This window comes from Micromonospora sp. NPDC049801 (genome assembly GCF_040656575.1).
GTDB lineage: Bacteria > Actinomycetota > Actinomycetes > Mycobacteriales > Micromonosporaceae > Micromonospora.
Map to the genome: position 1 here is coordinate 253,527 of NZ_JBFAMS010000009.1, position 21,285 is coordinate 274,811.

Annotated in this window: 19 protein-coding genes, 1 tRNA gene and 1 other RNA gene; 11 read left to right on the top strand and 10 right to left on the bottom strand. The window is 71.4% G+C overall.

Annotated elements, in window-relative coordinates; genetic code table 11:
• Nucleotides 1-6: 6 nt before the first annotated feature.
• Nucleotides 7-909, bottom strand: a complete 903-nt coding sequence (locus tag AB0I89_RS18790; RefSeq protein WP_357127960.1) for a lytic polysaccharide monooxygenase — start codon at nucleotides 907-909, stop codon at nucleotides 7-9.
• Nucleotides 910-1,048: 139 nt separating this feature from the next.
• Here AB0I89_RS18790 and AB0I89_RS18795 point away from each other — a divergent pair, with 139 nt between their 5' ends.
• Together AB0I89_RS18795 and AB0I89_RS18800 are read left to right on the top strand one after the other, a co-directional pair.
• Nucleotides 1,049-1,171, top strand: coding sequence for a 50S ribosomal protein L36 (locus AB0I89_RS18795; RefSeq protein ID WP_030490864.1), 123 nt, complete (start codon nucleotides 1,049-1,051; stop codon nucleotides 1,169-1,171).
• Nucleotides 1,172-1,321: 150 nt separating this feature from the next.
• On the top strand, nucleotides 1,322-2,620 hold the full coding sequence (locus tag AB0I89_RS18800; protein ID WP_357127964.1) for a hypothetical protein: 1,299 nt from the start codon (nucleotides 1,322-1,324) through the stop codon (nucleotides 2,618-2,620).
• Nucleotides 2,621-2,676: 56 nt separating this feature from the next.
• On the opposite strand, the gene AB0I89_RS18805 is transcribed toward AB0I89_RS18800, so the two are convergent.
• Both AB0I89_RS18805 and AB0I89_RS18810 read right to left on the bottom strand, forming a co-directional pair.
• Nucleotides 2,677-4,059 (bottom strand): fatty acid--CoA ligase family protein, encoded by a 1,383-nt coding sequence (locus AB0I89_RS18805; RefSeq protein WP_357127967.1) that lies wholly within the window; start codon nucleotides 4,057-4,059, stop codon nucleotides 2,677-2,679.
• Nucleotides 4,049-5,587 carry an NAD(P)-binding domain-containing protein gene (locus AB0I89_RS18810; RefSeq protein WP_357127970.1) on the bottom strand — a complete coding sequence of 513 codons (1,539 nt, stop codon included), beginning with the start codon at nucleotides 5,585-5,587 and terminating at the stop codon, nucleotides 4,049-4,051. Before AB0I89_RS18810 ends, AB0I89_RS18805 begins: the two co-directional genes overlap by 11 nt.
• A 63-nt stretch (nucleotides 5,588-5,650) precedes the next feature.
• Here AB0I89_RS18810 and AB0I89_RS18815 point away from each other — a divergent pair, with 63 nt between their 5' ends.
• The 7 genes from AB0I89_RS18815 to AB0I89_RS18845 all read left to right on the top strand — a co-directional run bounded on the left by AB0I89_RS18815 (nucleotide 5,651) and on the right by AB0I89_RS18845 (nucleotide 14,197).
• On the top strand, nucleotides 5,651-7,168 hold the full coding sequence (locus AB0I89_RS18815; protein ID WP_357127973.1) for an aromatic amino acid ammonia-lyase: 1,518 nt from the start codon (nucleotides 5,651-5,653) through the stop codon (nucleotides 7,166-7,168).
• Nucleotides 7,161-8,723, top strand: a complete 1,563-nt coding sequence (locus AB0I89_RS18820; RefSeq protein WP_357128044.1) for an FAD-dependent oxidoreductase — start codon at nucleotides 7,161-7,163, stop codon at nucleotides 8,721-8,723. The genes AB0I89_RS18815 and AB0I89_RS18820 overlap by 8 nt, the downstream gene beginning before the upstream one ends.
• Before the next feature lies 1 nt (nucleotide 8,724).
• Entirely contained in the window at nucleotides 8,725-9,714 is a 990-nt protein-coding gene (locus tag AB0I89_RS18825) for an alpha-hydroxy acid oxidase (RefSeq protein ID WP_357127976.1), read from the top strand.
• Nucleotides 9,715-9,719: 5 nt separating this feature from the next.
• Nucleotides 9,720-10,964: a cytochrome P450 gene (locus tag AB0I89_RS18830; RefSeq protein ID WP_357127979.1), complete on the top strand. Its 1,245-nt coding sequence runs from the start codon at nucleotides 9,720-9,722 to the stop codon at nucleotides 10,962-10,964.
• Nucleotides 10,961-12,220 (top strand): cation:proton antiporter, encoded by a 1,260-nt coding sequence (locus AB0I89_RS18835; protein ID WP_357127982.1) that lies wholly within the window; start codon nucleotides 10,961-10,963, stop codon nucleotides 12,218-12,220. Before AB0I89_RS18830 ends, AB0I89_RS18835 begins: the two co-directional genes overlap by 4 nt.
• A 70-nt stretch (nucleotides 12,221-12,290) precedes the next feature.
• Entirely contained in the window at nucleotides 12,291-12,947 is a 657-nt protein-coding gene (locus tag AB0I89_RS18840) for a response regulator transcription factor (protein WP_357127985.1), read from the top strand.
• Nucleotides 12,944-14,197, top strand: a complete 1,254-nt coding sequence (locus tag AB0I89_RS18845) for a HAMP domain-containing sensor histidine kinase (protein WP_357127988.1) — start codon at nucleotides 12,944-12,946, stop codon at nucleotides 14,195-14,197. Before AB0I89_RS18840 ends, AB0I89_RS18845 begins: the two co-directional genes overlap by 4 nt.
• Nucleotides 14,198-14,238: 41 nt before the next feature.
• On the opposite strand, the gene AB0I89_RS18850 is transcribed toward AB0I89_RS18845, so the two are convergent.
• Nucleotides 14,239-14,311: transfer RNA gene (locus AB0I89_RS18850), tRNA-Ala, on the bottom strand.
• Between the two features lie 87 nt (nucleotides 14,312-14,398).
• On the bottom strand, nucleotides 14,399-14,989 hold the full coding sequence (locus tag AB0I89_RS18855; RefSeq protein ID WP_357127995.1) for a YqgE/AlgH family protein: 591 nt from the start codon (nucleotides 14,987-14,989) through the stop codon (nucleotides 14,399-14,401).
• A 172-nt stretch (nucleotides 14,990-15,161) separates the two neighbouring features.
• On the opposite strand from AB0I89_RS18855, the gene AB0I89_RS18860 reads away from it, so the two are divergent.
• Together AB0I89_RS18860 and mdlC are read left to right on the top strand one after the other, a co-directional pair.
• Nucleotides 15,162-15,962, top strand: a complete 801-nt coding sequence (locus AB0I89_RS18860) for an S-methyl-5'-thioadenosine phosphorylase (protein WP_357127998.1) — start codon at nucleotides 15,162-15,164, stop codon at nucleotides 15,960-15,962.
• Nucleotides 15,963-16,085: 123 nt separating this feature from the next.
• On the top strand, nucleotides 16,086-17,681 hold the full coding sequence (gene mdlC / locus AB0I89_RS18865) for a benzoylformate decarboxylase (RefSeq protein ID WP_357128001.1): 1,596 nt from the start codon (nucleotides 16,086-16,088) through the stop codon (nucleotides 17,679-17,681).
• Nucleotides 17,682-17,699: 18 nt separating this feature from the next.
• Here mdlC and AB0I89_RS18870 read toward each other — a convergent pair whose 3' ends face one another.
• From AB0I89_RS18870 to smpB, 5 genes are all read right to left on the bottom strand, one after another.
• Complete coding sequence (locus AB0I89_RS18870; RefSeq protein WP_357128004.1) at nucleotides 17,700-18,659, bottom strand: hypothetical protein; 960 nt, start codon at nucleotides 18,657-18,659, stop codon at nucleotides 17,700-17,702.
• Nucleotides 18,660-18,703: 44 nt separating this feature from the next.
• Nucleotides 18,704-19,177 carry a hypothetical protein gene (locus AB0I89_RS18875; protein WP_357128006.1) on the bottom strand — a complete coding sequence of 158 codons (474 nt, stop codon included), beginning with the start codon at nucleotides 19,175-19,177 and terminating at the stop codon, nucleotides 18,704-18,706.
• Between the two features lie 155 nt (nucleotides 19,178-19,332).
• Nucleotides 19,333-19,965 (bottom strand): hypothetical protein, encoded by a 633-nt coding sequence (locus AB0I89_RS18880; protein ID WP_357128009.1) that lies wholly within the window; start codon nucleotides 19,963-19,965, stop codon nucleotides 19,333-19,335.
• A gap of 83 nt (nucleotides 19,966-20,048) precedes the next feature.
• Nucleotides 20,049-20,424, bottom strand: a transfer-messenger RNA (tmRNA) gene (gene ssrA / locus AB0I89_RS18885).
• A gap of 104 nt (nucleotides 20,425-20,528) precedes the next feature.
• Complete coding sequence (gene smpB, locus AB0I89_RS18890) at nucleotides 20,529-21,008, bottom strand: SsrA-binding protein SmpB (protein WP_124775313.1); 480 nt, start codon at nucleotides 21,006-21,008, stop codon at nucleotides 20,529-20,531.
• Nucleotides 21,009-21,285: the final 277 nt, after the last annotated feature.

A 21,285-nucleotide genomic window follows, 5' to 3' on the forward strand; every position in this document is an offset into this window, starting at 1 on the left:
GCCGGGTCACCAGATCCGGCGCCGCCCGGCCCGGTGGTTGCGCACCTCGCACCGTGGTCCCGTCGGCGCGACGGGGTCGCGTCGCCGTCGACCCACGCCGACCAGTACCGCCAGGACCAGCACGACGGCCGCGCCGGCCAGCACCGGCCACCGGCCGTCGAGGTCGCGCACCGACGCCACCGGCACGCCCGGGTCGGCCGCCGCCGCCACCGCCGACTCGCTGGCGACCGGCCGGCTCGCGGGGGTACGCGCCGACGCCTTCGCCGACGCGCGCGTCCCGGTCCCGCCCGGGGCCGCGAAGACCACGTCGGAGCAGGAGTAGTAGGTGTCCGGGGTGTTGGAGTTCTGCCAGATCGTGTAGATCAGGTGACGGCCGGTACGCCCCGTGGGCAGCCGACCGGCCAGTTGGTACGCGCCGGCCCGCACCGGCGGGTCGGTCCGCGTCAGGAACGGACGCGGCTCCAGATCTGCCCAGGTGAGCCGTTTACGCGGGTCGTAGTCGGGCGTGGTGACGTAGAGCCGGAAGGTGCCCCGGTGCTCGATGGTGGTCCGGTACCGGAAGGTGAACGTCACGCCGGTGGTCAACCGGGTGCTCGGCCAGTCGGTCCGGGGCAGGTCCAGCCCCTGGTACGCGGAGAGCCCTCCGCTGCACAGCTCCCCGTCCGGGATTCGTTCCCGGTCCCGACCGTTGATGGCCGCGACGCGTACGTTGTCCCATTCGCGCACCGCCGCGCCGGCCGCCACGGCCGCCCGGCAGGCGCTGGTCGACGCGTACCGGCCCTCGGGCCCACAGGCCGCCGCCCGGCTGACCGGGTCGGTGGGGGCGCCGTGCGCCCAGCCGGGCGCCGCGCCCAGCGGTGCCGCCGCCATGACGACGAGCACCACGACGAGCATCCGACGCACCCTCATGGCTTGAACCTCCCGCCACTGGTACGGGCGCGGGAGGTCAAAGGTTCGACGCCCGGGGCCTGGGAATCACGCGGCGGGCACCGGCGTTCCGATAACCGGTACGGATTTCAGGCCAGACCCCCAGGCCGAGGAGGCAGAGATGAAGGTACGTAGCTCGTTGCGTGCGCTCAAGCAGAAGCCCGGTTCGGTGGTGGTCCGTCGTCGCGGCCGGGTGGTCGTGGTGAACCGCGCGAACCCGCAGTGGAAGAGCCGCCAGGGCTGATACGCCTCTTAGCGGACATACAGTCGAGAACGCCCCGACCGGGACCATCCGGTCGGGGCGTTTCGCGTAGCCGTTCTCGACGAGCGGTGCGCGTGACTCGATGGCATCATCCCTCCTGATCAAGGATGTTCATCGATCGAGGGGGCGACGGTGCACGGACCAGACAGAACAGCGACCCGACGGCGTACACGACAGTTCACCGCCGGCGTGGTCGGCGTGTTGGCGGCCCTGGCGGCCGTGCCGGCACCCGCGTGGGCGGCCACCTGGTCGCCGATCCAGGTCGTGTCGGAGCCCGGCTGGAGCGGGCTGGACCAGCCCTTCGTGGCGGTCGACCGGCAGGGCGACTCGCTGCTCGCCTGGGCGGGCTGCGACAACAACGCGAGTAGCTGCAACGACCAGGTGAAGGCGCAGCTCGTCTCGGTCGACGGCACAGCCGGCCCGGTCCAGACGCTCTCGCCGCTCGGCGCGTCCGCCTTCTGGCCCAAGGTCGCGTCCGACGACGACGGCGACTCGGCCGTGGTGTGGACGCAGGACGGCCTCGTGGCCGGCCGGCGGGTGTCCGCCACCGGCGAGCTGGGTCCGCTGCAGATGATCGCCACGTGGCACGGGGTGAGTCCGGCCGTCGCGGTCGACCCGTCAGGGCTGGCGCTGGTCACCTGGACCGAGATCCGCGACGGCGCGTACACGACGAAGGCCCGCTACTTCGGCGCGGACAGCTCCCTCGGCCCCGAGCTGACCCTCGGTGTCGGCGTGGACCAGCCGGTAGTGGGCGTCGACCGCGCCGGGACCGCCGTCGTCGCCTGGACGGAGAGCTACGAGCGCGTCGTCGCGCGTCGGGTCCGCCCGGAGGGGGTCGCGCCGCTGCGCGTCATCGCCGGACGGGCCACCGATGTTAGGTACGCCAGCGTCTCGCTCGCCGTGGACCGGGACGGCGATGCGGTGATCAGCTACCGGTGGTCCAAGGCGGGTGAGCCGCCCCGCCTGCGGGCCCGGCACTACAGCCACGCCGACACGTTGGGCAGCGTCCTCAGCGTCTCGCCGGCCGCCCACGAGCTGAGCCTCTTCGACGAACTCGCCGGCGATCTCGACGGCGACGCGGTGCTGACCTGGGGCCGCTGGACTCCCGAGGGTATCCAGGTCTTCGCCCGCTCGATCTCCTCCACCGGAGTGCTCGGCACGGTCACCCGGCTCGGCGTCGGCGACTGGCCGAAGGTCGCCCTGGACGACGACGGCGACGGCCTGGTCACCTGGCAGGCTTGGGGCCCGGACGTCTCCACCACGCAGGTGCACGCCCGGACGGTCGGCCAGGACGGCACGTTCGGGGCGGACGAGATCATCGCCCCCGACGGGCGGTACGCGCAGCCGGCGTCCAGCCCGACCGGCCGCTTCTCGGTGATCTGGCAGAAGGCGTCCTACGAGTACGACATCCGGGCGCGCTTCGGCCAGTAGCCCGACGGCGAGACGCCCTGACCGCCGCCTCGGTCAGGGCGTCTCGCGCAACTCCGCTACCGGAGCTGTCGGAGTTGACTCTTGTCGGGTTTGCCGCTGGCGGCGAGCGGGACCCGGTCGATGACCGTGACGGTGCGCGGCACCGCGAGGTCGCCCACCTGTGCGGCCACGAGCTTGCGCAGCAGGTCCGGATCGGGTGTCCTCCCGGCCGCCGGCACCACGAAGGCGTGCACGGCCTCGCCGGTCGCCTCGTCCGAATCGCCGACGACGTACGCCTCGGCGATCGTGGGGTCAGCGGCGAGCGCCCGCTCCACCGCTCCAGCATGGACCAACTGCGCGTTGATGATGATCACGTCCCGGGTGCGCCCGAGCAGCCGCAGGTAACCGTCGGCGTCGAGTTCACCCAGGTCACGGGTCCGCACCCAGCCGTCCACGAACACCTCGGCCGATTCGTCCGGGTCCTGCCAGTACGACGATGCCTGCGCGGGTGTGCGGACGTAGATCTCCCCGTCGCGAAGAGCGACCTCCACGGCCGGGCGGCCGACCGTGGCGAGGGTGGCGGGGTCGGTCAGCATCTCGGCGGGGGTCACCATCGCGATCATCGACGTCTCGGTCTGGCCGTAGCCGTGGAAGAGCACCGGACCCAGCACGTCGAGCGCCTCGGCCAGTCGGCCCGGCGCGAGGGGCGAGCCGGAGACCATCAGCGCCCGCAGGTGACGCAGGTCCACCGGGTGGGAGCGCTGGTCCCGGATCAACTGGTGCAGCTTGCCGACCGTGATCACGCTCGCCGTGGCCCGGTGTTCGACCAGGGCGTCCGGGAAGACCGGCCGGGGCGCCACGACGAGGGTGCCGCCCGCCACGAGGGAGAGGATGCCGTACTCCAGCATCACCTGACTGGCCAGCGAGCCGAAGACCAGGTAGCGCTGCATCCGGGTGGCCAGTTCGGCGACGGCCGGGGGCCACCGGTCCGGGTACGGGACCCAGGACGCCGACATGGCGGCGTAGGTCTGGACCACGCCCTTCGGTGTTCCCGTGCTCCCACTGGTCCAGATGATCCGTGCGGGATCCTCGTCCCGTCCCGCCGCGACGAGTGCCAGCCCGTCGTCAGGCTGCTCGGTGAACGAGGCCAGCCGAGTCGGGTCGACCACGAGGGAGCCGGACAGTTGTGCCGGGCTCAGGTCCGCACGCCACCCGGACACCCGCGCGCCCACGGCGAAGGCGGCAACCGTGGCGGCGAAGGCCGCAGCGGTGACCGGCAGGTCGAGCGTGACACCCACGCCCGGCCCCGCGCCGCACGAGCGCAGCCCGGCCGCGATACGCCGGATCAGCCCCGCCATCTCCGACGCGGTCGTGACGACCGGCCCGTCCTCGAAGACCGGCCGGTCCCCGCCGGCGCTCAGGAGGTCCAGGACTGGTTGCGGCCAGACGTCAGCGGGCATCGGCGAGGACACCCTTGACGAAGACCTCAAGGGGCTGCTGATGCACGGTCGGCAGGTCCCAGGTGTTCTCCAGGTTCTCCGCCAGGTGGTGCTCGGCGACGACCTGCCCGTCGCGCCACACCCGCACCACCGGGTGGAGGTAGGTGGCGTCCTGGGCGGCCGTCGCGTCGTTCTCGGCCGGGCGCGGCACGGTGATGTCGAACGGGTCGACGTGGTCGTGGTCGGGGCCGTACTCGAGGGTGATCACGAGCGCGAACACGTCCGGCTCCGCGTCCCGCAGATAGGCGACCGGCACCTCCTGCCGGTAGCGGGCGGCCTCGCCCTCGACCGTGATCACGTCGCCGAGCACCGAGAACTGCTGCCACAGCGCCGAGGTCACGTTGATCCGGGCGATGATCGAGGCGGCGATCGCCTCCGGCGTCAGCGCGACCTGCCGGGACGGCCAGGGCTCACCGTGGTGCCGCTCGCGGATGATGTGGTGCAGTGCCCGGGTGGCGTAGCGGAAGCCGTGGATGAAGCCGTTCGTGGACTTCTTGAAGTCACGCTGCTGACTGAGGGTGCCGGCGAAGTAGAGGCCGGGAACGTTCACCGACTCGAAGGCCGGGGTCTGCGCCGGGAACCGATCGTTGATGACCAACTCCGGCCGGGCCGACTCGGCGAAGAGGGACGCGTCGAAGCGGAACCCGGTGCAGAGGATGATCCGGTCGTACTCGAGTTCGCGCAGATTCTCGACCGTCCGGGCGTACCGGAAGAGCACCCGGTACCCGCCGCCCTCCCGCTGACTGATCCGCTCCACCGTGCCGTCCAGGACGGCGTTCTGCGACTTCAACTGATAGGTGTCCAGGAAGTTGTTGTTCACCGCGCGCAGGTGACCGACGTAATGGGTCTGCCAGGCCAGCCTGATGGAGTGCGGTCCGGCGACATGAATCGTCGCGGCGGTCTCGATCAGCGCGTCAGCGGTCTCGAATGCCGAGTTGCCCTTACCGACGATCAACACCCGCTGGTTGACGAAATCGGCGGGGTCGACGCTCACCGTGTCGTAGCGCTCGACCAGTTCCACGCCCTCGATCGGCGGCACGTAGAGCTGGGAGACGCCGGTGGCGACGACGACTCTGCGGGCCTTGAAGACCTGGTCGCCGGCCTGCACCGTGAACACGTCACCGGTCTTCGACACCGCCGTTACCCAGGTGTCGTAACGGACGCGCAGACCTCGCGCGAAGTCGGCGAGATAACGCACCAGATCCTCAGCGGCGGGGAAGTAACGCGTGCTGTAGTTCTTGAACAGCAGCGCCGGATCGTCGGACAGCAGCGAGTTCCAGTCCGACCGTAGATTGAACTCGGGGTCCGCCGAGCCGGTCCACACCTTGTTGATCGAGATCAACTGGCGGTGCCGGGGATAGGTCTCGAAGAACATGCCCGGACGGGGGCCGCCCTCCAGCACCACATAGTCGTGACCGTCGCGCTCAAGCAGGGCCGCGAGCTGCAAACCCGCCGGTCCGGCTCCGATGATCAGGCAATCGTGCGTCATGCGGCGAAATGTACTGAGGCGATTTCAGAGCGTTCTGAGAAACTGTTTCTAGCATCCGGTTCCATGACGATTCAGGTGGATCTGGCAGCACCGCTGCGCCCCGCCGACCTGCGCCTCGCGGCCGGCCCGGTCACGCTCGTGATCAGCGACGAGGTGCGCGGCCGGGTGACGAGCGGCCGGACGTTCCTCGGCAAGGCACTCGGCGACGACCGGGCTATCTACGGCGCCACCACCGGATTCGGGGCGCTGGTGGGGTACGCGGGCCGAGCCGACCAACGCGACCAGGCCGACAACACTCTCGCCCACCTCGGCGCGGGTCAGGGACCCGACCTCGCCCCGGATGTCGTACGCGCGACGCTGCTGGTCCGCGCCTGGTCCCTGGCCCGGGGCGCGTCCGGGGTCTCGCCGCACGTGATCGACGCGCTCGCGGCCATGCTCGGCACGACGTTCACGCCGGCGATGCCCCGGCTCGGCTCGGTGGGCGCCAGCGGCGATCTGATCCCGCTCGGTGCCGCCGCCCAGGCGCTGCGCGGCCGTGGACACGCCTATGTGGACGGCGTCCGGATGCCTGCCGGGGACGCGCTGACGAAGGCCGGGCTGGAGCCGCTGCCGCTCGACGGCCGGGACGCGCTCGCGCTCGTCAACGGCACGTCGCTGACCACCGCGGCGCTGACCCTCGCCCTGGCCCGGGTCCGCACCGCGCACCGTGTGGTCCAGACGCTGACGTGCCTCCTCGCGGACCTGCTCGGCAGCGACCCGCAGTTCCTCGACCCCGCCCTGCTGGCCGCCTACGGCCACTCCGGCGCCATCGACGTCGGCGCCGCGATGCGGGCGACCTGTGCCGGGCTGCGGCCGTCCGGCAGCAGACCCCTGCAGGAGCCATACAGCATCCGCTGCGCGCCGCAGTTGCTCGGAGCGGCCGAGGACGCCCTGCGCTACGTGGACGGCGTCGTGGCGGCCGACCTCGGCGGGGTGAGCGACAACCCGCTGTTCTTTCCGGACGACGACAAGGTCGTGCACGGCGGTAACTTCTTCGGTCAGCCCGCCGCCTTCGCCGCCGACGTCCTGTCCATGGTGATCGCCCAGATCGGCAACCTCGCGGAGCGCCAGCTCGACCTGCTGGTGGATCCGGGTCGCAACGGCGGGCTGCCGCCGATGCTCGCGGCGGGGCCCGGTCAGCAGCACGGGCTACAGGGCGTCCAGCTCGCGTCGACGGCGCTCATCACCGAGATCAGACGGGACACCGTGCCCGCGAGCGCGCAGAGCCTCCCCACCAACCTGCACAACCAGGACGTCATCCCGCTCGGCACCCAGGCCGCGCTCCGCGCCCTGGACCAGGCGGAACTCCTGCGCCTGATCACCGGTTCGCTCGGACTGGGTCTGCGCCAGGCGGTGCATGTCGGAGCGCGCCGCCCGACGGCGGTGGGCTGCGACCGTGCTCTGCGGGCCCTGGAGGAGGCGATACCCCCGGTCGACCCGGACCGACCACTCGACGGGGACGTACGAACGGCGGTCGCGATTCTGGAAGAGCTTGAAAAATCTCTGATTTCCGACTCGTACGGTGAGCGCCGTGATGCTTGATTACCTGATCATCGGGGCCGGTCCGGCCGGTCTTCAGCTCGCCGCCCTGCTCGAAGCCGACGGCACGCGCGACTATCTGGTGCTGGAGGGCGCCGACGGGCCGGGGGCATTCTTCGCCACCTATCCGCGGCACCGGACACTCATCTCGATCAACAAGCCGCACACCGGCACGGACGATCCTGAGCTGAATCTGCGGCTCGACTGGAACTCCCTGCTCACCGACGATCCGGCGCTGCTGTTCACGCAGTACACCGAGCGGTACTTCCCGGATGCCGACGTGATGGTGCGTTACCTCGCGGACTTCGCCGCGAAGACGGGCGTCAAGGTCAGGTACGGCACCCGGGTGACCCGGGTGTCCAAGCACGACGACGTCTTCACGGTCGAGGCCGGCGAGCGGCGCTGGGAGGCCCGCGCGGTGATCGTCGCCACCGGCGTCTCGAAGACCTACGAGCCGGACATCGCCGGATTCGAGCTGGCCGAGGGGTACGACGTGATGAGCGTCGAGCCGCGTGACTATCTCGACCAGAAGGTCCTCATCATCGGCAAGGGCAACTCCGCCTTCGAGACCGCCGACAGCCTCATGGAGACCACGACACTGATCCACGTCGCAGGGCCCAGCTCGGTCCGGATGGCGTGGCGTACCCACTACGTCGGGCACCTGCGCGCGGTGAACAACAACTTCCTGGACACCTATCAGCTCAAGTCCGCGAACGCGATCCTCGACGGCACGATCAAGAGCATCGAGCGCGACGGTACGGGGTACAAAGTCACGTTCAGCTTCTCCCGGGCCAACGAGGTCGTGAAGGAACTGCACTACGACCGGGTGCTGGCGTGTACCGGATTCCGGTTCGATGCCTCGATCTTCGATTCCTCGGCCCGACCCCAGCTCGCCATCAGGGACCGATTCCCGGCCCAGACCGAAGCGTGGGAGTCGGTGAACGTGCCGGGGCTGTTCTTCGCCGGGACGATCTCGCAGGTACGCGACTTCAAGAAGTCCACGAGCGGTTTCGTGCACGGCTTCCGCTACGCCGTACGCGCTCTGCACCGGATCCTCTCCCGCCGGTACGACGCCACGGACTGGCCGTCGGACAGGCTCGCCGCCGAGCCGGCGGCCATGACCGCGGCCGTCATCGCAAGGGTCAACCGCAGCTCGGCCCTGTGGCAGCAGTTCGGGTTCCTCGCCGACGTGCTCACCGTCGCCGGAGACGAGGCCCGGTACCACGAGGAGGTGCCGGTGGACTACCTCGTGTCGACGGGCCTGCACACCGCCGACCACGAGTACGACCAGGCATTCGTCGTCACGCTGGAGTACGGGCCCGACCACGACCAGGTCGACCCGTTCGACATCACCGTGTCCCGGGTCGCCCAGGATGTCGTGGGGCAGGCGCACGACGCGGCGTACCTGCACCCGGTGGTCCGTTACCACCGCGATGGCCAGTTGATCAGCACCCACCACCTTGCCGAGAACCTGGAGAACCGGTGGGATCGGCCGGACGTCCACGTTGGGCCACTCGAGGAGTTCCTCCGCCGTTGCCTGTCCGGTGCCGAGGGCTGACATGGACCCCGTCCACCAGGACTTCTTCGAGGGCGGCGCCGGGCGGGAGCGCACCCTGGCCGGCAACGAGGAGGCCTTCGCGCGACGGTGGCTCGTGCCCCGGGTGCTCCGGGCGACCGGCGAGCGCGACCTGCGGACCACGGTGGCCGGTACGTCGCTGGCCGCACCGGTGCTGGTCGCTCCGACGGCCTTCCATCGGCTCGCGCATCCCGAGGGCGAGGTGGCCACCGCGCGGGGGGCTGCGGCGGCCGGCACGGCGATGGTGGTGAGCATGGCCGCCACCCAACCGGTCGAGAAGATCGCGGCGGCCGGCGGGACGCTGTGGTTCCAGCTGTACCCGCAACCCGACCTCGACTTCACGGAGTACGTGGTCAAGCGCGCCGAATCGGCGGGCTGCCAGGCGCTGGTGGTGACCGTGGACTCTCCGGTGTTCGGAAGGCGCGAGCGTGACCAACGCAACGGCTTCACGGACCTGCCGCCCGGCTACGCCTGCGAGAACATGCGCGACGCGACAGGGCGGGTGCGTTCGATCGCGATGGACGCGACGGCGGGGTGGGACCGGATCGGGTGGCTGCGCGGTGTCACGGGACTACCGATCCTGCTCAAAGGAATCCTGCATCCCGCGGACGCCCGCCTCGCGGTCCAGCACGGTGCCGCCGGTGTGATCGTGTCCAACCACGGCGGACGACAGCTCGACGGGACGGTTCCCACGCTCGACGCGCTGCCCGCGGTGGTGGCAGCCGTGCAGGGGCAGCTTCCGGTGCTGCTCGACGGGGGTGTGCGCGGCGGCACCGACGTGGTGGTCGCGCTGGCGCTCGGAGCGCGGGCGGTGCTGGTGGGGCGGCCGGTGGTGCGGGGGCTCGCGGCGGCCGGGTCGGTGGGCGTACGGGAGGTGCTCGAACGGATCACAGGCGAGCTGGATCATGCCCTCGCCCTGGCCGGAGCGCGGCGACCGGCCGACCTGACGCCGGATGTGGTGGTGACCCGGTGAAGGCCGTGGTCGACCTCCGAGAGTGGATCTTCCAACGGGTCAATGGGACCGAGGGCGTTCCCATCCCCGGGCCGCTGGTGGGGCCGGAGGACTTCGAGCGGGTCTACGGCGACCCGGCCGCCGACGGGCGCAGCCGCGGGGCGGGCCTGTCGGACCTGTTCTGGTACTGGCTCGCGCCCGGCCCGCACATGCATCAGGAGCACCTTGAGCCCGGTGAGCGGTACAAGACGGTCGCGCGGACGACACGTCAGGTGCTGGCCGTCCCCCACCCGCGCTCCGACGAACTGGCGACGGCCGCGACCCGGCGGATCCTCGACGCTCTTCCGACCGACCGGATCAGCCACGTACGGCTCCGGGACCTGATGATGCCGATCTGGGCCGAGGTCTCGTACGAGCTGGTGTTCGGCGCGGCCTGCCCGCGCGAGGTGCGGGACCTCGTCGTGGCGAACGCGGACGACGTGGTCACCGCGCTGAAGGGGATGGGTCTGCGGCACATGTCCCGGCGGGATCGGCTGACCCGCTACCTGCTGGACCGGATCGACGCGGGGACGTGCCCGGTCGTGCTGCCGCCGCCCTTCACCGCCCTGGAGACCGCCTGGTACCTGCAGGGCGCATTCTTCAACACGGCCGTGGTGCAGATGTCGGAGGCCATGACACACATCCTGCTGTGCGCCCGGTCCGTCGAGGACACGTCGGACGACTCCCTCGACCGGATCATCGACGAGACGCTCCGCGTGTATCCGCTGTTCGGTATCGCACACCGGATCACCTCCGGACCGATCACCGTGGGAGATCACGCCCTCCCCACCGGGTCGGTGCTGCTCTTCAACTACCCGGCGTACCAACGCACCGGTCCCGCCGCCGACGACGAGTTCGACCCGGACCGCTGGCTGTCGTTGCGTCGGCAGGACGCGCACTTCATCCCGTACGGCGTGAACGCCAACCGGGCCTGTCCAGCGCGCGGCGCGGCACCGGTCCAGCTCCGCGCGGCGACCCGGGAGGTGCTACGGCGCTTCTCGGTCAGCTCGTCGGCAGCGCACACCCGGTCGCTGCCCAGTCGCGGTCCGGCGTACCTGACGCCCCGGGGCCTTCCGGGGCCCGGCCGCAAGCGGCTCGCTCTCATGCGGCAGCGCGACCGGCTCTTCGACGTGGGCCGCTCGGTGAAGCAACTGGTCTGCGGGACGTGGATGGTCGTCGACGCCCGACGACAGAAATTGTGCACCCGATTCTTCGAGGAGGTCGGCTCGTGACGCCCACTCAACTCGCCCCGCGGTTCTTCATCGCGGTCGCGGTCATCCTGCTCTTCTGCAAGCTGGTCGCCTGGCTCCTCGGCAAGGTGGGCCAGCCCGCCGTCGTGAGCGAGATGCTCGCCGGGGTGCTGCTCGGCCCGTCGCTGCTCGGCCTGCTCTGGCCGGGCGCGCAGGCCGCGCTCTTTCCCGCGCCGCTGCTGCCGATCCTGTACGTGGTCGGCCAGGTCGGCCTGGTGCTGTTCATGTTCCAGGCCGGATACGCCTTCACCTCCCACCGGCTGAACAATCTCGCCGGCACGGCGGGAGCGGTGTCGCTCGCGGGTGTCACCGCGCCGCTGGTGTTGGGCATCCTGCTGGTCCTGGGCGTGGCGGGCTTCGTACCGATCCGTGCGGACGACGTGTCGCTCGGCGTGTCCGCGGCGTTCGTCGGCGTGGCACTGGCGATCACGGCCTTTCCGATGCTTGCCCGGATAATCACCGAGCGCGGCCAGACCGGTACCCGGCATGGGATGCTCGCCCTGGCCAGCGGCGCGATCGACGACATGGTCGCGTGGATCATGCTGGCGGTGGTGCTGGCGTTCGCCTCGGGCGAAGCCGGCCCGGCCCTGGTCACCGCGGGTGGCGCGGTGCTGTTCGGGGTGGCGCTGTGGCTGGGTGGGCGGCGGGTGACCGGCTACGTGATGGGGTTCCCGGGCGACCGCGCGCGGCTGCTCGGCACGGTCGCGCTGCTCTTCCTGGTCGCCTGGTACACCGACGAGATCGGGCTCTACGCGGTCTTCGGCGCCTTCGCGGTCGGCGTGGTGATGCCGCGCTCCGAGCAGACCGACAAGGTGGTCGACACGCTGTCGCCGATCGCCGCGACGGTGTTCCTGCCGCTGTTCTTCACCTACTCCGGGCTGCGCACCGAGTTCGCGCTGCTGGGCAATCCCGCCGTCCTCGGATTCGCCGCCGCGTGTGTGGCCGTGGCGATCGCCGGCAAGTACGGCGCCTGCTGGGCCGCGGCCCGGATGCGCGGTGAGCCGAACGGGGTCGCCCTGCGCGTCGGCGCCCTGATGAACGCCCGTGGCCTGATGCAGCTGATCGCGCTCAACGTGGGTCTGGAGGCGGGCATCGTCAACCCGTCGCTCTTCACGGTGTTGGTGCTGGTCGCGCTCATCACGACGCTGATGACGACACCGCTGCTGAGCTGGATCGAGCGGCGCGAGGCCCGCACTCGCGCCGCTGCGCCCTCGCTCGTCACCGCCGGAACCCCGTAGATTGTTGTTTGCGACGACAAGTTTTCCGAGACATAGAGACATCTCGATCTGCCGGTGTCACTATCTATACATGAATCGACTCCTGCTCGTCGAGGACGACTCGGAGCTACGCGGGATGGTGGCCGAGACGCTGACCGGCGAGGGATACGTCGTCGACCAGGCCCCCGACGGCCAGCGCGGTCTGCACCTGGGGCTCACCCGGCCGTACGACGTGATGGTGATCGACCGACGCCTACCCGCCCTCGACGGGCTGGACCTGGTCGTGCGGCTGCGCTCCCGGGCGGTGGCCGCCCGGGCGCTGCTGCTGACCGCGCTCGGCACCATCGAGGACCGGGTCGCCGGCCTCGACGCGGGCGCCGACGACTACCTCACGAAGCCCTTCGACCTGGACGAGCTGAGCGCCCGAATCCGGGCACTCTGCCGCCGGACCACCGACTCCACCGAGGTGCTGCGATTCGGGTCGGGCCAGCTCGACCTCTCCGCCCGCGACGCCGTCCTGCCCGACGGCACCCGGGTCGCCCTCTCCGCACGCGAGTTCGAGTTGCTCCGGGTGCTCGCGGCCCGGCCGCTCACCGTCCACTCCCGCTCCGAGTTGCGCAGCCGGGTCTTCGACGAGGCCGCCGCGGCGTCCCTGGTCGACACGTACGTCTACTACCTGCGCCGCAAGCTCGGCCGCTCGGTGATCCGGACCGTCCACGGTCTCGGCTACAAGCTGGGGACCCTGTGAGTTTCGAGGACACCATGCTGCGCCGGGCCAGGGCTCGGGTCAGCCTGCTCGTCGGACTCACGATGACGGCGCTACTCGCCCTGGGCGCCGCCATCTCCTACGTCGCTCTGCTGCACAACCAGCACGAACAGATCGAACGCGAGCTCAGCTACGGCGTGGTCCACGGCACCATCAACGGACCGCCGGCCTGCAGCTGGATCATCCTGTCCGACGGCGGCCGCATCGACCTGGGCCGGAACCCGCCCCCGCCGGGCTTCCCCCTGCGGTCCGCCATCGACGCGGCGGCCCTCGACGGCCAGGTCCACAGCGACAAGGTCGACCGCAACGGCACGACCTACTACGTCCGCACCCAGCCCCGCGGCACGGGAGTCGTGCAAGCGGTGTTCGACGCGCGTTTCCAGCTCTCCGACCGGCGTCACCTGCTCGCCGCCTTCCTCCTCGCCGCGATCGTCGGCCTCGCCGCGGCAGCGCTCACGGGCATCGCCGTGGGCCGCCGAGCCGTGGCGCCGCTCGCCGAGGCGCTCGGCCGGCAACGCCGGTTCGTCGCCGACGCCAGCCACGAGTTGCGCACCCCCATCGCTCAGGTACACACCCGCGCCCAGATCCTGGCCCGCCGCGCCGGCGCCGACCGTGCCGACTACGACCGCCTGATCGAGACCACCGGCCGGCTCGGTGAGATCGTCGACGAGCTCCTGCTCTCTGCCCGCCTCGCCGCCACCCCGGTCGACCGGCACCCCGCCGAGCCCGTCAACCTGGCCCTCCTCACCGCCCAGGCCGTCGACTGCGAGGCCGACCGCGCCGGGGAGCAGGGCGTCCAACTGCACATGACCGTCCCGGACACCCCGGTTCTCGTCTGCGGCATCGCCTCGGCCCTGCGCCGCGTGGTCGGCGAACTGCTCGCCAACGCCCTCACCCACACCCCGACCGGCGGTCGCATCGACGTCGCACTGCACACCTCGCGCCGGGGCGCGGACCTGGTGGTCATGGACAGCGGAGCCGGCTTCGACCCCGCCGACGCGTCACACCTCTTCGACCGTTTCCACCGCGGCGCCGGGGCCGCGGACCGCCGCTTCGGTCTGGGCCTGGCCCTGGTGAAGGAGGTGGTCACCAGCCACGGCGGGACGATCTCCACCGACAGCCGGCCCGGCGCCGGGGCGACCTTCATCGTCCGGCTACCGACAGTTCCGCCGCAGACTCCCCTGAGCGCCCCGATCGGGCGAGGTACCACGCGAAACAGCTCAGCGGCCTGATCGGTATCCCCGACCAAGCCGCTGAGCTGCACAAACAAGGGTGGAGCCGAGGGGACTCGAACCCCTGACCCCCACACTGCCAGTGTGGTGCGCTACCAGCTGCGCCACGGCCCCTTGCCTCGCCCCGGTCGCCCGGGCACTGGGAAACTATACACAGACCCGCCCGCATGGTCATCTCGCGGGGTCCCCACCGGGGCGGGGTCAGTTCAGCGCCACGTCCGGCGGGAAGTGGGCGACGGCGGCCATCATCCCGCCCTGCCGGCGCAGCACCATCGGCCACAGGTCGTCGGGGCGGTCGACGAAGGCGTCGCCGGGCAGGGCGTCCAGCACAAACCAGGACCCGTCGGCGATCTCCTGCTCCAACTGGCCGCTGCCCCAGCCGGAGTAGCCGGCGAACACCCGGATGCCTCCGATGCTCTCGCGCAGCTTCTCCGGGTCGACGGAGAGGTCGATCGTGCCGACCGCCCCGGACACCTGGTGGAAGCCCTTGAGTCGCCGTAGCGGCTGCCGCATCCGGGCCAGGCAGATCGCCGAGTCGGGTTGCACCGGGCCGCCCTCGAAGAGCACCGCCGGGTGGCGAGCCAGGTCGCTCCAGTCGCCCAGCACCTCGGCCACCGGCACCTCGGTCGCCCGGTTCAGGACGACGCCGAGCGCGCCGCCCGGCTCGTGGGCGACCAGCAGCACCACCGTACGGTCGAAGTTCGGGTCCTTGAGCGCCGGAGTCGCGACCAGCAGCCGCCCGGTCATCAACTCCATCGCTCGTCCGCCGATCGCCTGGCCCTCTCCCTGCATCCCACCTACCCGTCAGCCGTGAGCCCGCACCCGGGATCCGTCATCCGCCGCCTCCGCACGGTGCATCGGTATCAGCCGCGCTGTCAACGCCATGCCTGGCACCATAGCCTGCGTCCCGGGCGCTGGCTAAGGTCTGAGCGGCGGGTGATCGGACAGTTGCGACGGAGGTTCTATGGCACCGACGGCGGACCTCGCGGTGATCGGCGGCTCGGGGCTGTACGCGCTCCTCGACGGCACCCCCCATGAGCTGGGCACCCCTTACGGCCCACCGTCGGACGCGGTGACCATCGCGGAGGTGGCCGGGCGACGGGTCGCGTTCCTGCCCCGGCACGGTTCCGACCACCGGTTCCCACCGCACCGAATCCCGTACCGGGCCAACCTGTGGGCGCTGCGCTCGCTCGGCGTACGACAGGTGTTGGCGCCGTGCGCGGTCGGCGGGCTACGCCCGGAGCTGGGCCCGGGCACGTTCGTGGTGCCGGACCAACTCGTCGACCGCACCAGCGGACGGGTGCAGACCTACTACGACGAGGGCGCGGTGCACGTGCCGTTCGCCGACCCGTACTGCCCGAAGGGCCGGCACGCCCTGCTCACGGCGGCGGCCGGGCGGGACGTCACGGCGGTGGACGGCGGGACCGTGGTGGTGGTCGAGGGCCCCCGGTTCTCCACCCGTGCCGAGTCCCGCTGGTACGCGTCGATCGGCGGCACTGTCGTCAACATGACTGGCCACCCGGAGGCGGTGCTCGCCCGGGAGATGGCGCTCTGCTACTCCTCCATCGCGCTGATCACCGACCTGGACGCCGGGGTGCAGGCGGGCGAGACGGTGACCCAGGAGGAGGTGTTCCGGGTGTTCGCGGCCAACACCGACCGGCTGCGGGACGTGCTGCTGGACGCGTTGGCCGCGCTCCCCGCCGAGCAGGACTGCGCGTGTGGTCGGGCGTTGGACGGCATCAAACTGCCCTTCACGCTCCCCTGAGCGCTCCCGGACGACCTCCCCGGACGCCGGAAAAGCCCGAAAGGTCTGTCACATCCCGATAGATTCGGCTGATCGGGAGGGCGGCCCACGGTCGCCCCTGCGCGCGAGCGGAGGCAGGCGACGATGGCAACGGTCCGGGACGCGACGTACGACGTGCTCCGCACCCTGGGCATGACCACCGTCTTCGGCAACCCCGGCTCCACCGAGGAGCCGTTCCTGCAGGACTTCCCGGCCGACTTCCACTACGTCCACGCGCTGCACGAGGCCACGGCCGTGGCGATGGCCGACGGGTACGCCCAGGCCGCCGGCCGGCCCGCGCACGTCAACCTGCACACCGCGCCGGGCATGGGCAACGGGATGGGCAACCTGGTGACCGCCTGGCACAACAAGACGCCACTGATCGTCACCGCCGGTCAGCAGACCCGGGAGATGCTGCTGCTGGAGCCCCGGCTGACCAACCGACGGGCCGTCGAGCTGCCCGAGCCGTACGTCAAGTGGAGCTACGAGCCGGTCCGCGCGCAGGACATCCCGGCGGCGCTGCTGCGGGCGTACGCGACCGCCGTACAGCCCCCGGTCGGTCCGGTCTTCCTCTCCCTGCCGATGGACGACTGGGCCAAGCCCGCCGAGACGCCGCCCGCGGCGCGCTCGGTGGCGACCCGCTTCGGGCCGGACCCGCAGCGGTTGGAGATGTTCGCCCGGGTGCTGGCCGACAGCCGCGACCCGGTCCTGGTGTTCGGCCCCGGCGTGGACCGCTCCGGCAGTTGGCCGGCGGCCGTCGCGCTGGCCGAGCGACTTGCCGCACCGGTCTGGTCGGCACCGGCACCGGAGCGGGCCGTCTTTCCGGAGGACCACCCACAGTTCCGGGGCGTCCTGCCGTTCGCCATCGGGCCGCTCGCCGAGGCGCTGCACGGGCACGACACCGTCCTGGTCGTCGGCGCCCCGGTGTTCCGCTACTACCCGCACGTGCCGGGCAACCACCTGCCGGAGGGCGCCCGGCTGCTGCACGTCACGGACGACCCGGACGAGGCCGCCCGAGCCCCGGTCGGGGACAGCCTGCTCAGCGACCCCGGACTGGCCCTCACCGCCCTGCTCGACCTGGTGCCGGCCGCCGGCCGGCAGCCGCCGGCACCCCGGGCCGTCCCGCCGCCGCCGGCGGTCACCGTGCCGCTGAGCGCCGACGCGATGTTCGCCGCGCTGGCCGCGCACTGGCCGGCCGACGGCGTGCTGGTCCAGGAGTCACCGTCCAACCTGGCCGCGCTGCGCCGCAACCTGCGCATCACCCGACCGGCGTCGTACTTCACGATGGCCAGCGGCGGCCTCGGCTACGGCCTGCCGGCCGCGATCGGGGTGGCCCTGGCCGAACGGGACACCGGGCGCGGCCGGCCGGTGGTCGCGGTGATCGGCGACGGCTCGTTCCACTACTCCGTACAGGCGCTCTGGACCGCCGCGCGCCTGTCCCTGCCCGTCGTGGTCGTCGTGCCGATCAATCAGCAGTACGCGATCCTCAAGGCGTTCGCCGAGCTGAAGGACACACCGGGGGTGCCCGGGCTGGACCTGCCGGGCTTGGACGTCACGGCCATCGCGGCCGGCTACGGCTGCGCCACCGAGGTGGTGCGAACCCCCGACGAGTTCGGCGCGGCCCTCGCGGCCGGGCTGCGCGCCGGGGGTCCCACCGTACTGCCGGTGCCGATCAGCACCGACGTGCCCACGATCCTCTGACCGGCGTACGGGGCGTCGTCACCGCGGGGCGATCGACAGCGGAGCGCCGTTGACGACATCCAGCACGGGCCGTGCCCCCAGCGGCGCGTCCAGGGTGACGGTGACCGGCTGCAGCTTGAGCATGGCGTTGCAGACGCCGGTGGAGCGGGTGACCGTGCCGCCGACCACCACCACGTCCGGCCGTTCCGACACCAGCGGGCTGATGCCCGTGTCACAGGAGCCGACGCCGAGGCGGACGGTCAGTCGTGCGCCGTCCACCGCCACGAGGTCCTGTGCGGCGACCACCCCGTCCGGTGGCGGCTGCGTCGGTGGGGACACCGAGGGGACCGGTGTGACCGCCGTCGGCGCGACGGCGAGCTGGGCCACCGGGGTGGCCAACTCCTCCACCGTGAACAGCCACGCCGGGACCTGCGCCTCGCCCCGACTCGTACGGACGGGCACGGTGCCGAGGGTCACCCCGGTGACGGTCAGCGGGAGGCAGGCCGTCTGCGTCGTGCTGGTGGCCCAACCGTCCGGCCCGGGCTCGACCGTGGGACCGCCGGGGGTCGGTAGTCCGGGCCGCTTCGGCCGACCCGGGCAGGGCAACGGGTCACCCTGGGCGAGTTGCCGGTACGCCTCGGCGGCGCTGATGAGCGGCAGGGTCAACCGGCCGTCCGGGAAACGGATCTCGCCACTGACACCGGTCGACGGGATGGCGACCTGCGCGCGGTACCAGCCGGATCGGAAGGCCGTCTCGGTGTCCGGGGTGAAACGCGGATCGCCGGTGAGCACGGTCGGGGCCTGGAGAGGGACGTACCCGTCAATCCAACCGGGACCGGGCCGCCAGGCCGCAGCGACCGCGGCGGCCCGGTCGTCGAACGCACGGTGGGTCGACGCGGTGGGGCCGACGGCGGAATCGGCGGCGGGGCCGAGGCCGGGCGTGGCGCAGGCCACCATGGACAGCAGGGGCAGAACGAGCAGCAGGACCGGTCGACGCATGCCGGGTTCGACGGTGCCGCCGCGGCGTCGGTTCCGGCGTCGGCTCAGGTCTCGCCACCCAGATCCGTCTGGTACGCCTGCCACAGCAGGTTCGCGCCACGACGCCGGTGCCGGGCGAGCGCCCCCAGCAGGTGACCCGTGAAGTGGCGTAGCTCGTCGGGGCTGGCCTCGGGCCGTTCCGCGACCCGCTGCACGGCCAGGATCGCGGCGACGATCGCGGCGTGCTCCCGGGTCAGCAGCCGGATGCCGTGGTCGAGGCGGGGCGAGTGGGTGAGCAGTTCCCGATAGAGGCCGGCCGACCCCTCGGTGACCCGCACGTGCTCGGCGAAGTCCCGCCGGACCGGACGCAGGCGCAGCAGCACGGTATCGCGCCAACGAGGTTCGGTCGTTACGACGGCGACGGCCCGGGTCAGGGCGTGCAGGTCGGCGGCGAGCCCGGCGGAAAGCGGCCCGGCGGCGAGGTCGGACGGATGCGGACGGGTCGCGCCCGACGGCTGCTGGACTCCACCGGTGACCATGGCACCTCCCGCGCCGCTACCCCGTACCGTGATGGTGAACCCGCCCGTTCGCCCTGTCCAGGGTCCTTCTGGTGCTCATCCACCTCATCAGTCACAACGCCCACTCGTGGCCCAGGGGTCGCGGATGCCGCAGCGCCGGCACCGGTCGCGGCAGCTCAGGCGTCCGCCAGTCGGCACAGTTGGGCGGCGACGGCGCGAGCGTCGGGTGCAGCCTCGGGCCCACCCGCGACGAACGCGTCAGCCAGCGCGCGCAGCTCGGACGGCGGCAGGACCGGCAGACCCATGCCCCGAAGCGGGATCGTAGCCCGCTGCCCGCTGACCCGATCGGTGACGACGATGGCCGAAGGACCACCATGGCCCTCCGGGTCGCGGTACGGCCCGGGGTCGACGCGTACGTTGGCGAGATCGACGGTTCGGCTGCGCAGCGCACCTCGCACGTGCACCCGGCTCCCGTCCAACCACGCGGCCGTCCGCAGCACCCGCAGCACCAGGTAGACACCGAGCAGGACGAACGGGAGCCCACACAGCCCGAGGAACAGCCCCCGCCCCGACCCGCCTCCGGATTCCCGCAGCGCGGGCGGCAGCATGCCGGGCGGCAGATCGCGGGCCTCCTCGTAGGTGGCGAACCCGTCCCCGGGGCCGGTGAGGCGACGCAGCAGCCCGCCGGCGATCACCGGCCCCAGCACGAATGCCACCCCGACCGCCGCGACGAGCACCCCCGTCACCACCGCGAGCGTGCGTTGACCGGCTGACGCGCCGACCGACAGACGCAGTCCCTGGTTCGCCACAGCCGCAGCGTAGGCGGCGAAGCCCCACTCGTCACATACGACGATGCGCCCCGGCCGGTGGGCCGGGGCGCATCGTTTCGAGGTGGTGGAGGTGCCGGGAATCGAACCCGGGTCCTTCGCCGGTTTGTCAGGGCTTCTCCGAGCGCAGCTCGCTGTGCCTCTACTCGGCCCCACCGCTCACGCGAGCAAGTTGGTGTGACGGGCCCAGTCGCTGATTGATCTCGCCGCACGGACCCCGCGACCGGGTCCGATTGGCCAGCCTTCTAGCTGATGCCGGCTACTGGGACGAAGGCGTTCCCAGGCCGACAGACTTAGCTACTCGCCTCAGGCGGCGAGAGCGAAGTCAGCGCGAGTGTTCTTGGCGCTTATAAGTTTCCGACGACCGATTCTCGAGACGACGTCGGCTTCCTCGGCTCGCTTCCCCTGTCGCTGCGTACGAAGTCGAAACCAGTCACCCCCTCGACAGGCCACCGATGTGGTGGCACTGACAAGCCTAACGCCTGCCGCAACCGCTTTCATCCCGAGCCCCGGGGCGGCACGCCGACCCGGACAAACAGGATGAACTAGTCGTCCATTCCCTTGCCGCGTCGACCGGACACCCGGGCGATCTCCCGGTCCGCGTCCCGCTTGGCGAGGTCCTGCCGCTTGTCGTACGACTTCTTGCCCTTGGCCAGGGCGATCTCCACCTTGGCCCAACCGTCGGAGAAGTAGACCTGCAACGGGACGATGGTCAGACCGCCCTCCCGGGTCTTGCCGACCAGCTTGTCGATCTCGCCACGGTTGAGCAGCAGCTTGCGGGTACGCCGGGGCTCGTGGTTGGTCCAGGTGCCCTGGGTGTACTCCGGGATGTGCATCGCGTGCAGGTACAGCTCGCCGTCGCGCTCCTGGGCGAACGCGTCGACCAGCGACGCCCGCCCGGCCCGCAGCGACTTGACCTCGGTGCCGGTCAACGCCATGCCCGCCTCGTACGTGTCGAGGATCGCGTAGTCGTGGCGCGCCTTCTTGTTGGAGGCGACCACCTTGCGCCCCTTCTCCCGTGGCATCGGCGCCACCCCCTTCCCTGGTTCGTCCGACCGCGGGTCACCCCGGCCGGACAACCGATCATGCTACCGGAGTAACAAGGACCCTCCCGCGCCGTTTATTTCCGGCCGCGGGAGGGTCCTTGTCAGACGACGAACTCGACTAGGTCCTGTTTCATAAGGGCGGTCGAGCCGAGGCGGAGTCCGGGCGGCGATCCGGCAAGGCGCGGTGGTGTCCGGATACCGGTGTCGCGGTGCACGAGTACGGCGACGGGGTCATCAGCGAGACGCTGCCCGGAGG